This window comes from Lysobacter sp. ISL-50 (genome assembly GCF_018612875.1).
GTDB lineage: Bacteria > Pseudomonadota > Gammaproteobacteria > Xanthomonadales > Xanthomonadaceae > Lysobacter.
Genome location: NZ_JAGGRI010000065.1, coordinates 1 through 14,614, shown reverse-complemented (window position 1 = coordinate 14,614; position 14,614 = coordinate 1). Strand labels below are relative to the sequence as shown.

Annotated in this window: 10 protein-coding genes and 1 other RNA gene; 8 read left to right on the top strand and 3 right to left on the bottom strand. The window is 67.8% G+C overall.

The features are described 5' to 3' along the window. Positions 1-177: 177 nt before the first annotated feature. Together J7J50_RS24160 and J7J50_RS24155 are read right to left on the bottom strand one after the other, a co-directional pair. Complete coding sequence (locus J7J50_RS24160) at positions 178-1,512, bottom strand: aminopeptidase P N-terminal domain-containing protein (RefSeq protein WP_215060954.1); 1,335 nt, start codon at positions 1,510-1,512, stop codon at positions 178-180. Position 1,513: 1 nt separating this feature from the next. After that, positions 1,514-2,062, bottom strand: coding sequence for a UPF0149 family protein (locus J7J50_RS24155; RefSeq protein WP_343222567.1), 549 nt, complete (start codon positions 2,060-2,062; stop codon positions 1,514-1,516). A 388-nt stretch (positions 2,063-2,450) separates the two neighbouring features. Between J7J50_RS24155 and J7J50_RS24150 the strand changes: the two genes are divergently transcribed. From J7J50_RS24150 to J7J50_RS24115, 8 genes are all read left to right on the top strand, one after another. Continuing rightward, positions 2,451-7,067: an EAL domain-containing protein gene (locus tag J7J50_RS24150; protein ID WP_215060949.1), complete on the top strand. Its 4,617-nt coding sequence runs from the start codon at positions 2,451-2,453 to the stop codon at positions 7,065-7,067. Between the two features lie 218 nt (positions 7,068-7,285). Continuing rightward, positions 7,286-7,507: a TIGR02449 family protein gene (locus J7J50_RS24145; protein WP_057941729.1), complete on the top strand. Its 222-nt coding sequence runs from the start codon at positions 7,286-7,288 to the stop codon at positions 7,505-7,507. Positions 7,508-7,544: 37 nt separating this feature from the next. Then, positions 7,545-7,850: a cell division protein ZapA gene (locus J7J50_RS24140; RefSeq protein WP_215060947.1), complete on the top strand. Its 306-nt coding sequence runs from the start codon at positions 7,545-7,547 to the stop codon at positions 7,848-7,850. A 182-nt stretch (positions 7,851-8,032) separates the two neighbouring features. Then, a non-coding RNA gene (gene ssrS, locus J7J50_RS24135) (6S RNA) lies at positions 8,033-8,219 on the top strand. Between the two features lie 95 nt (positions 8,220-8,314). Beyond that, entirely contained in the window at positions 8,315-8,908 is a 594-nt protein-coding gene (locus J7J50_RS24130) for a 5-formyltetrahydrofolate cyclo-ligase (protein ID WP_215060945.1), read from the top strand. A 47-nt stretch (positions 8,909-8,955) separates the two neighbouring features. Beyond that, positions 8,956-9,426 (top strand): EVE domain-containing protein, encoded by a 471-nt coding sequence (locus J7J50_RS24125; protein ID WP_215060943.1) that lies wholly within the window; start codon positions 8,956-8,958, stop codon positions 9,424-9,426. Between the two features lie 174 nt (positions 9,427-9,600). Then, on the top strand, positions 9,601-10,263 hold the full coding sequence (gene rpiA, locus J7J50_RS24120; protein WP_215060941.1) for a ribose-5-phosphate isomerase RpiA: 663 nt from the start codon (positions 9,601-9,603) through the stop codon (positions 10,261-10,263). 298 nt (positions 10,264-10,561) lie between these two features. Then, positions 10,562-12,082, top strand: a complete 1,521-nt coding sequence (locus tag J7J50_RS24115; protein WP_215060939.1) for a hypothetical protein — start codon at positions 10,562-10,564, stop codon at positions 12,080-12,082. A 74-nt stretch (positions 12,083-12,156) separates the two neighbouring features. Here J7J50_RS24115 and J7J50_RS24110 read toward each other — a convergent pair whose 3' ends face one another. Further along, positions 12,157-13,989 carry an ABC transporter ATP-binding protein gene (locus J7J50_RS24110; RefSeq protein ID WP_215060956.1) on the bottom strand — a complete coding sequence of 611 codons (1,833 nt, stop codon included), beginning with the start codon at positions 13,987-13,989 and terminating at the stop codon, positions 12,157-12,159. Between the last annotated feature and the right edge of the window lie 625 nt (positions 13,990-14,614).

Below are 14,614 nucleotides of genomic sequence, written 5' to 3'. Positions count from 1 at the left end.
AGCCCCTTTGCTTTTGCTTTTCGCTTTTGCGAGGAGCAACAACAACGGCAAAAGCGAATCCCCCCACCCCCCCTTTTTCAAAGGGGGGAACTGCGTTCGCAGGGGGGAATTGCATTCGCGGGGGGGGCTGCATTCGAAGAGCGTCGGAGATCTCAACTCGGACCTCCCACCAAGCAATCAAGCCGCCCGCCGCTGCCCCATCAAAGCCTCAATCTCATCCGCGCTACGCGCCAGCTTGGCCGTCAGCACGTCATGGCCGTCCTTCGTGATCGCCACATCGTCCTCGGTGCGGATCCCGATTCCCCGCCACTTCGCATCGACGCTGGTGTCGTCGGCCGCGATATACAACCCCGGTTCGATGGTGAACACCATCCCCGGCTCCAGCAGCCGCGAATCGCCGTCGAGGCGGTAATCGCCGACGTCGTGCACGTCCAGGCCCAGCCAATGCCCGGTCTTGTGGCGATAAAAACGCTTGTAGCTGCCGTCGGCGAGGTTGCGTTCCAACTTGCCCTTCAGCAACCCAAGACGCAGCAGGCCCTCGGTCAGGGTTTCCACCGCCGCCTGATGCCCGGCCTCGTAGGCCACGCCCGGTCGCGCCTGCGCCAGCGCGGCGGATTGCGCGGCGCCGACCAGATCGTGCAGCGCGCGCTGCGGCGCGCTGAAGCGGCCGTTGACCGGAAAGGTGCGGGTGATGTCGGCGGCGTAACCGCGGTATTCGGCACCGGCGTCGATCAGGACCAGGTCGCCGTCGCGCGAGGTCGCGGCGTTGGCGCGGTAGTGCAGCACGCAGGCGTTCGCGCCGGTGCCGACGATGCTGCCGTAGGCCGGGTCGGCGTCGAAGCTGCGGAACACGCATTCGATCTGCGCCTGCAGCTCGTACTCGCGCACGCCCGGGCGCGCGGCGCGCATCGCGGTTTCGTGCGCGAGCACGCTGATGTCGGCGGCGCGCTGCAGGAAACGCAGTTCGTCGCGGTCCTTGAACAGGCGCAGCTCGTCGAGCAGATGGCCCAGCTCCAGGAACTCGTGCGGCGGCTGCGCGCCCTGGCGCACCATCGCGCGCACGCGGTTGAGCCAGCCGATCAGCTTGAGGTCGAACTCGGCGTCGCGGCCGAAGTGGTAGTAGACGCGGGTGCGGCCTTCGAGCAGGCCCGGCAGGATGTCGTCCAGGTCGGTGATCGGATAGGCATCGTCCAGGCCGAAGGCCTCGACCGCGCCTTCCGGGCCGTAGCGCGGGCCGTCCCAGGCTTCGCGATCGGCGTCGCGCTCGCGACAGAACAGCAGGGTCTCGCCATGGGCGCGGCCGGGCACCAGCACCAGCACCGCTTCGGGTTCCGGGAAGCCGGTGAGGTAGCTCAGGTCCGAATCCTGGCGGAACGGGTAATGGGTGTCGCGGCTGCGGATCAGCTCGTGCGCCGAGGGCACGACCACGATCGCGTCGGGGCCGGCCATCTCCATCAACTGCCTGCGGCGGCGCGCGTAGGCCTTGCCCGGCATGGTCAGTGCCGTGTGCATGTCAGTTCAGCCGTTGCCGGTGCTGCGCGGCCAGGGCGACATCGCCGTGCAGGCCCAGGGCCACGATGCGGACGAACTCTTCCAGTTCGGTCAGCGCTTCTTCGTCTTCCTCGTCGCCCTCGTCCTGCGGCGCGGTGGCGGCGAACTTGGCCAGATCGGTCAGCGCCTCGCGACTTTCCTCGGACAAGGTCGGGGCCGCGCCCGCGGCCAGGCCGAAGCCGCCGAGGAAGCCGCGGCACCAGTCGAACAAGGCGCCGCTGCGCTCGGTCATCGAGGCGTCGTGGTCGGGCAGCAGCAGGACGAAGCCATATTCGGGGTCGACCATCTGCGCGGCGCTGACCAGGCGCAGGCGGTCGAGCGCGCCGTTGGCGGGCGGCGTGGCCACCGAGGCGTCGGCGAGCACGCGCGCCGGCCATTCGCGCACCGAGGCGCCGCCGCCGGCGAGCCAGCCGCATAGTGCGCCGTGCAGTTCGGCGGCGGAGGTGCTGAGCGAGAGCTCGCGGCTCTCGGCTTCGACTTCGGAAAACAGGGGCAGTTGGGTCTCGGCCACAGGCATGCAATCGGAGGGGATGGGGCAGTTTAGCAATGCCCGGCGCGCATGGCGTCGAAAGCGGACGCGGGCACGCGCGGCCACTGACGCGCGGCGCGGCGCCATGGCCCGCGGGCGGCGCGAACGGCGCGGCGTTCGATCCTTCGGGCCTTGGTCGCCATGACCGAGCCGGCCGCGCGCTCACGCAAGCCAGGCGCGCAGCACCGCGGCCCTCACGCGTTCTACACAGGCATGCGCACTACGAAGTACGCCGGCACAAATCGCCCGATCCCGCACCGTCGCCGCGTTCGAATCCTCCCGCATAGCCGAAAAAGATGCGTCGCAGTGCTTGTTGCCGCCACGACCGCCTGCCTACACTGCGGCTCTTGCGCCTCACGCCACGGTGTCCGTGCGTCACTCGTCCTTCGCCCGTCTGCTGACTGCCGGACTGCTCGCCTCGCTGTGCTGGGCCGCGGCGTGGCCGCAGCGTGCGGCGGCGGCGACGCGCGACTTCTACTTCTCGCGCCTGGGCAGCGAGCTCGGGCTCAGCCAGAATTCGGTCACCGCTTTCACTCAGGACGCGCACGGCTTCGTCTGGGTCGGCACCCAGGGCGGCCTGCATCGCTACGACGGCCAGCGCTACGTGCCGTACCGCCACGATCCGCGCGATCCGGCCAGCCTGCCCGACAGCTACGTCACCGCGTTGGCCCTGGACGGCCAACGCGCGCTGTGGATCGGCACTCATTCGGAATACCTGGCGCGGCTGGATCTGGCCAGCGGCAGCATCCACCGCTACGGCCCGCCCGATTCGCAGGCCGGGCGTCAGGTGGTGTCGCTGATGCCGTGGCGCGATCAACTGCTGATCGGCACCTTGGCCGGGCTGGAGCGGCTGGACCCGCAGACCGGCGCGCGTGAGCTGATCCTGGCGGTGCCCGGCGAACCGAGCCGGCAATCGCCCTGGCAAGGGCTGGCGCAAGGCCGCGACGGCAGCGCCTGGTTCGCCAGCGCCGCCGGCCTGCACCGCATCGCCGGCAACGGCCGGATCGACCGCATCGGCGCGCCGATCGCGCTGCGCAGCGTGATGATCGACCACCGCGGCCGGCTCTGGGCCGGCGCCGCCGAGGGCCTGTACCGGCTCGACGGCCGTACCGGCGTGTTGATCAAGGTCGAGGACGAAGCCCTGTCGGCGCTGCGCGATGCGCGCGCGATCGTTGAAACTCCGGACCGGCGGATCTGGATCGCCGGTTACGGCAACGGCCTGTACCGGCACGATCCCGACAGCGGCCACAGCCAGCGCGTGCACGCGCAGGCCGGGGTCGATGCGACCCTGCCCGAGGACACTATCGATGCGCTGATGGTCGATCACGGCGGCCTGCTGTGGGCCGGCGGCCAGTACCGCGGTGTCGCGGTCGCCGATCCGCGCGGCACCCGCTTCAGCTACGTGCTGGACCTGGACGACAACCGCAGCGCCGACGTGAGCGCCGGCGCCGGCGCCGCTTCCGACGCCAGCGTGCGCAGTCTGGCCCAGGACGACAGCGGCGCGATCTGGATCGGCACCGACAACGCCCACCTGCGCCGCTACGACTTGTCCGGCGATCACTTCCAGGACATGAGCGCGATGCTCCCGGCCGGCACCGACGTGCACCGGATCACCGCCATCGCGCGCGAACCGCAGATCGACAACGCGCCCGCGCCGCAAGCCGGCGACGCCAAGCCGCTGCTCAAGCCCTCGCCGGGGCGGCTGTGGCTGGCCACCGGCGCCGGCCTGCTGCGCCTGGAACCGGGCACCCAGCGCATCGAGAGCATCGATCTGCGCGGTTACCGCGACGCCGCGCTGCGCTCGCTGACCTTCGCCCGCGACGGCAGCCTGTGGCTGGGCGGCGACGACGTCGGCGCCCTGCACTATCTGCCCGAATCCGGCGTGCTGGTGCGCTACGCCTACCGCGAGGGCGATCCCAAGGGCCTGAGCCATCCGCGCGTCAACGCGATCCTGGAAGACCGCAAGGGCCGGGTCTGGTTCGGCACCGGCGACGGCCTGGACCTGCTCGATCCCAACACCGGTTACCTGCGCCACTACCGCCACGTCACCGACGAAGCCGACAGCCTGCCGGGCAACTTCGTGCGCGCGGTGCACCAGTCCGCCGACGGCGCGATCTGGGTCGGCACCCAGGCCGGCCTGAGCCGGGTGGTGGAATTCGGCGACGGCCGCATCCGCTTCGAGCATCCGCTGGCCGAAGTGATCGGCGATCATCCGGTGCCGGTGGTGTTCTCCATCGCCGAGCGTCCGGCCGGACGGCTGTGGCTGGGCACCGACGCCGGCATCCTGCGCTTCGACACCGGCGCCTCGCTGGTGCGCCGCTACGGCCTGGCCGACGGACTGCAGGATCTGGAATTCAACGCCGGCGCGGTGGCGACGCTGGCCGACGGCCGGCTCGCCTTCGGCGGCGTGCGCGGGCTGAACCTGTTCGATCCCGACCGCATCATCGATTCGCGCTACACCCCGCCGGTGCGCCTGCTAGGCGCCTGGATCGGCTCGGACACCAGCGCCGGCTCCAGCGCGCTGTGGCAGTCCTCGCGGCTGGAAGTGCCCGACGGCGCCGGCATCCTGCGCCTGCGCATCGGCGCGCTGGATTTCGGCCCCAACACCGGCATCCGCTATCGCTACCGCATGGACGGCTTCGACCGCGACTGGATCGACAACGGCCCGCGCCAGGACATCACCTACACCCGCCTGCCGCCGGGGCATTATCTGTTCCGCGCCCAGTCCACCAATCGCGACGGCGTGTGGAACACCCAGGAACTGCGCATCACCGTCAGCGTCGATCCGCCGCTGTGGCGGCATCCGCTGGCGATCACCGCCGCGGCCCTGGCGGCGTTGGCGCTGCTGCTGAGCTTCGGCTGGCGCTGGCATCGCGCGCGCCAGCGCGAACGCGGTTACTTCACCCAGATCCGCGAACGCGAAGAACGCCTGAAGCTGGCGCTGTGGGCCTCGGGCGAACAGTTCTGGGACTACGACCTGCAACGGCGCGAGCTGCACCGCATGCGCGTGGACGACCACAACGCGCAATCGCCGGAAATCGGCGTGCAGGCCGACATCGCCGACGATCACGAGATCCATCCCGACGACCTGCCGCGGGTCACCGAGCTGCTGCGCAAACATCTCAAGGGCGACGCCGCGCTGTTCCTGTCCGAGCACCGCATGCGCACGCCGCGCGGCGACTGGGGCTGGGTGCGCGCACGCGGCCGGGTGGTCGAACGCGACGGCGAAGGCCATCCGGTGCGCGTGGCCGGCACCGGCCGCGACGTCACCGCGGTGCGCAGCGCCGAGCGCGAGCGGCGCATCTCCAGCGAAGTGCTGCGTTCGATGGCCGAAGCGGTGGCCGTGTTCGATCGCGATTTCGTCTTCGTCTCGATCAATCCCGCGTTCTCGCGCATGACCGGTTACCCCGAGAACGAAGTCATCGGCCAGACCACCGGCTTGCTCGACAGCCGCCAGCACGATCCGGAGTTCTATTCGGACATGCGCGACGAGTTGCAGCGCAGCGGCCGCTGGTCCGGCGAGATCTGGCAGCAGCGCAAGGACGGCAACGAATTCCTGTGCTGGCTGCAGGCGTCCATCGTTCTCGACAGCAGCGGCCAGCGCGGCCACTACGTCGCCGTGCTCACCGACATCACCGACCAGAAGCGCGCCGAACAGGAACTGCGCTATCTGGCCAACTACGACACCCTGACCAGCCTGCCCAACCGCACGCTGCTGTCGGAGCGGCTGTCGCGGGCGATCGTGCGCGCGCGCCGCCACGGCCACCGCATCGCGCTGCTGTTCCTGGATCTGGACCGTTTCAAGGACATCAACGATTCGCTCGGCCACGCCGCCGGCGACCGCATCCTGCGCGCCGCGGCCGTGCGCCTGCAGGAAACCGTCGGCGCCGAGCACACCGTCGCGCGCCTGGGCGGCGACGAATTCACCGTGGTCCTGGAAAACCTGGAGACGCCCGAGCAAGCCGAGGACGTCGCCCGCCGCCTGATCAAGGCCTTCGAAGCGCCGCTGGATTTCGACCAGCGCCACGACGTCGCCATCTCGCCGTCGATCGGCATCAGCGTCTATCCCGATCACGCCCAGGTGCCGACCGATCTGCTCAAGCACGCCGATACCGCGATGTATCAGGCCAAGGCCGCCGGCCGGCGCACGTTCATGCGCTACACCGAGGCGATGGACATCGAGATCCGCCAGCGCGCGACCATCTCCGCCGCGCTGCGCAAGGTGCTCGATCGCGGCGAGCTGCGGCTGGTGTTCCAGCCGCGCCTGTCGCTGCCCGAAGCGCGCATCACCGGCGTGGAAGCGCTGCTGCGCTGGCAGAGCGCCGAATACGGCAACATCCCGCCGACCCAGTTCATTCCGCTGGCGGAAGAAAGCGGGCTGATCCTGGAAATCGGCGAATGGGCGATGCGCGAGGCCTGCAACCGTCTGCGCCTGTGGCGCCTGCAGGGCCTGGATCAGCTATCGATTTCGGTCAACGTCTCGGCGATCCAGTTGCTGCGCGGCGATCTGCCGAAGATGGTCGCGCGCGCCCTGAGCGAAAGCGCGATCCCGCCGTGGCGGCTGGAGCTGGAACTGACCGAAAGCGTGGTCATGTCCAACGCCGCGCACACCTCCAACACCATGCAGGCGCTGCGCGAACTCGGCGTGGCTCTGGCGGTGGACGACTTCGGCACCGGGTATTCCTCGCTGGCCTACCTCAAGCGCCTGCCGATCAATACCTTGAAGATCGACAAGGAATTCATCGGCGACCTGACCCGCGACCCGGACGACGCGGCGATCACCAGCACCGTGATCACCATGGCGCATTCGCTGGGCCTGAACGTCGTCGCAGAGGGTGTGGAACTGGAAGAGCAGATGGAGTTCCTGCGCGCCCACCACTGCGACGAAATCCAGGGTTACTGGCTGGCCAAGCCGCTGGAAGCCGACGACTGCCTGGCGTTCATCCAGCAGTGGCGGCCGCCGGAGAGCGTGCGCGCAGCGCTGTAGGGCCGTAGGGCCGGGAATCGGGAATCGGGAATCGGGAATGCTCGCCGGCCGGGGCCGCTGGCGGCAACGGTCCCGGGGGCCTGCGTGGATACGATCGCGTGCGGATCAGACCGGTCGCCGGGCTGTCTGAACGCATCCGGGCCGCAGCGGCGACCCGGAGCCGGCCGCCCCGGCCGTCCGCCTTGACCGCCCCCGCCCCGGCCTGCCATCGTGCCGGGATGGACCGCGCCGAACTCATCGCCGAACTGCAATCCGTGCTCAGCCGCGTCGATGAACTCGGCGAGCGCGTGCGCAAGCTCAGCGAAGAGAACCGCAGCCTGCGCCAGCAACAGGAACAACTGGTCGGCGAACGCTCCGCCCTGCTGGCCAAGAACGAACAAGCGCGCACTCGCGTTGAAGCGATGATCGCGCGGTTGAAGTCGCTGGAACAGCACACGTGAAGCCAGTACCCCCGAACTCGCCCATGGGCCTGCCTGCATGAGTACGACGAGCGAAGCCGTCAGCATCCGCCTGCTCGACCGCGAATACACCGTGGGCTGCGAGCCCAACGAACGCGACGACCTGCTCGCCGCCGCGCGCATGCTCGACAGCAAGATGCGCGAAATCCGCGGCAGCAACCGCATGGCCGCGCTCGACCGCGTAGCCGTGCTGGCCGCGCTGAATTTCGCCCACGAACTGCAGCAACTGCGCGGCGCCGGCGACAACCGCGATCGCGAAATCTCGCGCACGCTCGACGAACTGCATCGCAAGCTCGACAGCCTGTTCGACGCCGCGATCCGCTGACGCGGCGCGGCGGCGAATACCGCGCCCTGTCCGCGCTTCGTCCGCCCCATTGCGACGCCGCGCGACCCACGTCACGCAAGTCCCCGTTCATCCGCGATCGCACGATCAAGTGCGTGAACCGCAACGCAGCATCGCCGACGAGCGGATTCGCCTGAGCGCGCTCGCGCGCTATACTGCGCGCACGTCCTCTGCTGTGCGCGACGGCGTGCGCAAACATTCGCCTTGTCCCTTAATGACGACACCGGGGGCGCGCCGGAAGCCTGGAGTGCAAGTCCGCCTCGCAGCGGGAAGCCCGAAGGCGTCCAAGCGTTCCCACTTGAACCCTGGGTTCAAGGTCGTTTCGCAAGCATCGCCATTGGCGGAGGACTACTCATCCCGGAACGGGCGCGAGATCACCACAGGTGATTCCGCGCCCGTTTCCGTATGCTCGCGCTTTACGCGCCCCGCCAGGATCCCCCGATCGCATGACGGACGACCGTTCGACGCTGCGCCGCGCACTGCGCGCACAACGCCGCAATCTCCCCGCCGCGGCGCGCATCAGCGGCGCCGAGGCGCTGGCCGCGAACTTGCTCACGCTGCCGTTCGCGCCGCAATCAGGCTACGTCGCCGGTTACTGGGCGATGGACGGGGAGATCGCCCTGCACGCCTGGCAATTGCGCCTGCCCAAGGACTGCATCTACTGCCTGCCGGTGCTGCACGAGGACCAGCAGCTGCGCTTCGCGCCGTGGCGGCCGGGCGATCCGCTGGTGGCTAACCGGTTCGGGATTCCTGAGCCTTCCTTGGCTGAAACCTCTTTACTTCGGCCGGAGCAGTTGAGCCTGATTGTCTTGCCGTTGGTTGGCTTCGACGCCCGCGGCCACCGGCTGGGCATGGGCGGCGGCTGGTACGATCGCAGCCTCGCCTTCCGCCAGCGCAGCCCGGCGCCGCCCTGGCTGGCCGGCGCCGGCTACGAGGCGCAGCGCGTCGAACAACTCCAGGCCGCCGACTGGGACGTCGCCCTGGACGCGGTATGCACCGAAGCCGGCATCCTGGATTGCCGCTCCGCGCTGTACGTTTGACCTTCCCCCGATGCCGCCCCCGCCGCATCCGAACTGAGCCGCCCCGTATGACTGCACGCCGCCGCTATTGGCTGATGAAATCCGAACCCGACGCCTTCTCCATCGACGACCTGGAGCGCGTGCGCACTGAGCCGTGGAACGGCGTGCGCAACTACCAGGCGCGCAACTACATGCGCGACGGCATGAAAGCCGGCGACGGCGTGCTGTTCTATCACTCCAACACCGCCGTGCCCGGCATCGTCGGACTGGCCACCATCGCCGCCGAAGCCTATCCGGACCCGACCCAGTTCGATCCGAAATCCGATTACCACGACCCCAAGAGCACCCGCGAAGACCCGCGCTGGCTATTGGTGGACGTGGCCTTCGAGCGCAAGTTCAAGCGCACCGTTTCGCTGGACGAGATCAAGGCCCGCGCCGACGAACTCGGCGAAGACTTCGCCCTGACCCGCCGCGGCAACCGCCTGTCGGTGCTGCCGGTGTCGGCGGCGCAGTGGAAGTTGTTGTTGTCGATGGAGTGATGGGAGCCGGGAATCGGGAATGGGGAATCGGGAATCGTTAAAAGCGCCCCGTTACCATCCGATTCCCGCGCAAATTCCCGATTCCCGATTCCCGATTCCCGATTCCCGATTCCCGATTCCCGCTTTCCGCTTTACCGATTCCCCATTCCCAATTCCCGATTCCCGACAAAAAAAATGACTGAAGCCAAACGCCTGGCCGGCGAAAAAGCCATCGACTACATCGAAGACGGCATGATCGTCGGCGTAGGCACCGGTTCCACCGTTGCGTTCTTCATCGAGGCGCTGGGCCGGGTCAAGGAACGCATCAAGGGCGCGGTGTCCAGCTCCGAGCAAAGCACCGCGCGGCTGAAGGCGCTGGGCATCGAAGTGCTGGACCTCAACTCGACCGGCCCGCTGTCGTTGTACGTGGACGGCGCCGACGAATGCGACCCGCGCAAGCACCTGATCAAGGGCGGCGGCGCCGCGCTCACCCGCGAGAAGATCATCGCCGAGGCCAGCGCCAAGTTCGTGTGCATCGTCGATCCGGCCAAGCGCGTGGACGTGCTCGGCAAGTTCCCGCTGCCGGTGGAAGTGGTGCCGATGGCGCGCAGTCTGGTCGCGCGCGAAATCCTCGCCATGACCCGCGGCCAGCCGGTGTGGCGCCAGGACGCCAACGGCGCCGGCGTGGTCACCGACAACGGTAACGTCATCCTCGACATCCACAACCTGGCGATCACCGATCCGGTGGCGATGGAATCGGCGATCAACCAGATCCCCGGCGTGGTCAGCGTCGGCCTGTTCGCGCGCCGCCGCGCCGACATCGTCATCGTCGGCGGCGAGCCGCCGCTGGTTCTGTAAGCTTCGCCGCGACGCGCAACACGGATCTCGCACATCCAGGCTTCAAGCCGCGGCGACGGATGCCGCGGCCTCAACCCGGGCGGAACTTCCCCTGCGATCTTGCGCTGGCGCAGATGTATCAGCGGTCGATCGCGCCTCGTCCTACTGAAACCGCGGCCCGGCCGGCGATGCCCGACCGGGCCGTAACTCATTGATCGAAAAGACGGTCTCAAGCACTGCAAACGACGGCGGCGATGCTGTCGCCTTCGCCCGTGCCCGCGGCTGCATCGTGCCCGCGACGGCGCGATACTGAACTCCCTTGCTTGGCCCCGCCGTCGTGACCCTGCGCTGCCTGTTCGTCGACTTCAACTCGTACTTCGCCTCGGTCGAGCAGTTCGACCACGAGGCGTTGCGAGGGCGTCCGGTCGGCGTGGTGCCGGTGATGGCGGCGACCACCTGTTGCATCGCCGCCAGCCGCGAAGCCAAGCTGCACGGCGTCAAGACCGGTACGCCGGTGCACGAAGCGCTGGAGCGTTGCCCCGACATCGCCATCGTGCAGGCGCGGCCGGCGCGTTATGTCGAACTGCACCATCGGCTCATCGCCGCGATCCAGGACTGCATCCCGATCGACGGCAAGCCGCTGTCGATCGACGAAGTCGCCTGCCGCCTGATCGGCCGGGAACGCCAGCGCGACAACGCCGTGGCGATCGCGCACAAGATCAAGCAGACACTGATCGATCGCGGCCTGAGCCCGGCGATCCGTTGCTCGATCGGCATCGCGCCGAACACCTTCCTCGCCAAGACCGCGTCGGACATCGAGAAGGTCGATGGCCTGACCGTGGTCGAACTCGCCGATCTGCCCACCGCGCTGCATGGCCTGGGCTTGCAGGATTTGTGCGGGGTCGGCCCGTCGATGCTGCAACGCCTGATCGACGCCGGCATCGAGACCGTCGAACAACTCACCGCCGCGCCGCGCGAACACCTACGCGCGATCTGGGGCGGCATCGAAGGCGAACGCTTCTGGGCGCAATTGCGCGGCATCGAGCCGCCGTCGCGTCAGCGCAAGGCGGTCGCCTCGGTCGGCCATTCGCACGTGCTCGATCCGCAACTGCGCAGCGCCGCCGGCATGCGCTCGGTGTTGTTCAAGCTGCTCGCCAAGGCGGCGATGCGTTTGCGCATGGAGCAGTGCAAGGCGCGCGGACTGGCCATCCACATCCGGTTCGTCGGCAAGGAGCAGCGCTTCAGCCGCGATCTGTCCTTCGCCCCGCTCGACGACACGCCGACCTTGCTGCAGCTGATGGCCGAAGCGATCGAACCGCTGATGCGCGCCGCCGGCAGCGGCCGCTGGAAGGTGAAACGGTATCCGCCGCTGTCGGTGGCGGTATCGCTGATCGATCTGCAGCCTTGCGCCGCCGACACGGCCTCGTTGTTTCCCGAGCGCCAGCGCAATCAGGCGCTTACCCGCGTGCTCGATCAGGTCAATCAACGCTACGGCAACAACCGTCTGTACTTCGGCGCGATGCAGGACGCGCTGGTGCACGGCGCCGCGCCGATGCGCATTCCGTTCCAGCACATTCCCGACGAAGCCAGCGAAGCCGATCTGGGCGCGGCGACGCTGGTCGCCGATCCGAGCATGGACGAGCTGTGGCTGCAGCGCGAACGCCAGTTCAAGGCGATGGCGGAAAACGCGCATCGCCAAGCGCGCGAACGCAGCGTCGGCCCGTCCAAGCCGGCACCCGCGACGCCTGCCCATCAGCCTTCCGGCGTCGGCGGTTGGGTACGTAAACGCCGTACGTCCGACGACGAAGGCGGCGCCGGCACCACCGGCTCGCTATTCTGAACAACGCCCCGAAATCGAGGCGTAAAGCCCCTCCCCGCAAAGCGGGAGAGGGGTTGGGGTGAGGGCATCCCAGGTTACGCATCCACCGCCACGAAGCCCCCGGTCTGCCGCTTCCACAATCGCGCATACAAACCTTCGCGTGCGATCAGCTCTTCGTGCGTTCCGGTTTCGATGATGTGGCCCTTGTCCATGACCACCAACCGGTCCATGCGCGCGATCGTCGATAGCCGGTGCGCGATCGCGATCACTGTCTTGCCTTCCATCAATGTTTCCAGGCTTTCCTGGATCGCCGCCTCGGCTTCGGAGTCCAGTGCCGAGGTCGCTTCGTCCAGGATCAGGATCGGCGCGTTCTTCAACAGCACGCGCGCGATCGCCACACGCTGACGCTGCCCGCCGGACAACTTCACGCCGCGCTCGCCGACCAGGGCTTCATAGCCCACGCGGCCTTCGCCGTCGATCAGACGCGGGATGAATTCGTCCGCCCGCGCCTTGCGTGCGGCTTCGAACATCTCCTCGTCGCTCGCGTCCGGACGGCCGTACAGCAGGTTGTCGCGGATCGAACGATGCAACAGCGAGGTGTCCTGCGTGACCACGCCGATCTGCGAGCGCAGGCTTTCCTGGGTCACGCCGGCGATGTCCTGGCCGTCGATCAGGATGCGCCCGCCTTCCAGGTCGTAAAGACGCAGCAGGATGTTCATCAGGGTCGATTTGCCCGCGCCCGACGGCCCGACCAGACCGATCTTTTCGCCCGGTTTCACCGCCAGATCCAGATCGGCGATGAGTCCGCTGTCCTGCCCGTAGTGGAAGTGCACGTTCTCGAAACGCACGCCGCCCTCTTCGACCCGCAAGGGCTGGGCCTGGTCGCGATCGACCACGGTCAACGGCCGCGAAATCGTTTCGATGCCGTCCTGGACCGTGCCGATGTCCTCGAAGATCCCGTTCACCGTCCACATGATCCAACCGGACATGTTGTGGATGCGGATCACCAGACCGGTCGCCAGCGCGATCGCGCCGACGCTGATCGAGCCCTGATGCCACAGCCACAAGGCCAGGCCGCAGGTGCCGACGATCAACAGACCGTTGAGCGTGGTGATGCTGATGCCCATCAACGTGGTCATGCGGGTCATGTCGCGCGAACGCTGGGTCTGCTCGACCATAGCCTCGGCCACGTACTCCTCTTCCCGCCGCGAATGCGCGAACAGCTTGAGCGTGGCGATGTTGGTGTAGCCATCGACGATGCGGCCCATCAACTTGGAACGCGCGTCCGACGCGCGCCACGAGCGCAACTTCACCCGCGGCACGAAGTAGAACAGCAAGCCGATGTAGATCACGATCCACACCGCCAGCGGCACCACCAGCCACACATCGGCCTGGGCGAACAGATAAATCGCCGAGGCCGAATACACGATCACGTACCACAGCGCGTCGAAGGTCTGCGTGGTGGATTCGCGCAGCGACGGGCCGGTCTGCATGATCCGGTTGGCCACGCGGCCGGCGAAGTCGTTCTGGAAGAAGCTCAGACTCTGCCGGAGCATGTAGCGGTGGGTTTGCCAGCGCACCAGATTGGTCATGCTGGGGTGCACGGTCTGGTTGAGCAGCAGATCGTGCAGGCCCAGGCAAAGCGGACGCGCGATCAGCATCACCGCCGCCATCCACAGCAACTCGTCGCCGTGCTGCGCGAACAACTGCGCGGCCGGCGTGGTGTTGACCAGGTCCACGACCTTGCCGAGGTAGTCGAACATCACCACTTCGACGATCGCGACGAAGAAACCGACCACGGTCAGCATCACGAAGATCGGCCAGGCCTGTCTTATGAAATGCCAATAGAACCGTGCGACCGAACGCGGAGGCATCGCCTCCGGCGCGGGCCGGAACGGATCGATCAACGATTCGAACCAATTGAAAATTTTCATGGCGTAGTGCCTTTTGAACTTGGAAGCGACTCCCGGGCGCGCGCATCGTCCTTGGCCGTGGCGACGGCCGTGCGGGACGAGCAACGCACGCGAGCGAACAAGCGCCATATCGGCGCGAGATCAACGGATCGGGAGTGAGGCGGCGGACGCGCGCGTGCGATCCAGGGCCAAAGCGCCCGGGAGCGGTGAACGGTCTGCCAAGGACGGCCCGGGATGTCCCCGAGACCGCAAGCGCCGACTTAGCGGCGGACCTTGCCTGTGGTGGTGAACTTCATCTGACGACTCTCCTCTCCGACTTAACGATCGATGCCGTCAATGCGCGGCGACGACCGGTGGCGCGGCCCGTCCCGTCGGGACGATGCGGCCGGCATGCTGGCGCCCATGGCAACAGCGGGGCGAGTGTACCCGGACTTGGCGGCGTCATGCCGCAGCGGCGTTGAACCGGCTGGTTTCTTTTTGTACATGACCGGATTCGGCACGGTTCGCGGTCGAGGCGTCGATCACCGGGCTGGCCGCTGCTTTTGCCGATTAAGTGTGCGTCGGAAGTGACTGCCGCGGTAACTACGGCCGAATGGGCCGGTGGGATTTTCTCTGTTTCTTTGGCGCAAAGAAAAACGCC

Coding starts and splice junctions, on each gene's coding strand:
- J7J50_RS24160 (WP_215060954.1), bottom strand. CDS start 1,512: ATGCACACGGCACTGACCATGCCGGGCAAGGCCTACGCGCGCCGCCGC.
- J7J50_RS24145 (WP_057941729.1), top strand. CDS start 7,286: ATGGACCGCGCCGAACTCATCGCCGAACTGCAATCCGTGCTCAGCCGC.
- J7J50_RS24140 (WP_215060947.1), top strand. CDS start 7,545: ATGAGTACGACGAGCGAAGCCGTCAGCATCCGCCTGCTCGACCGCGAA.
- J7J50_RS24130 (WP_215060945.1), top strand. CDS start 8,315: ATGACGGACGACCGTTCGACGCTGCGCCGCGCACTGCGCGCACAACGC.
- J7J50_RS24125 (WP_215060943.1), top strand. CDS start 8,956: ATGACTGCACGCCGCCGCTATTGGCTGATGAAATCCGAACCCGACGCC.
- rpiA (WP_215060941.1), top strand. CDS start 9,601: ATGACTGAAGCCAAACGCCTGGCCGGCGAAAAAGCCATCGACTACATC.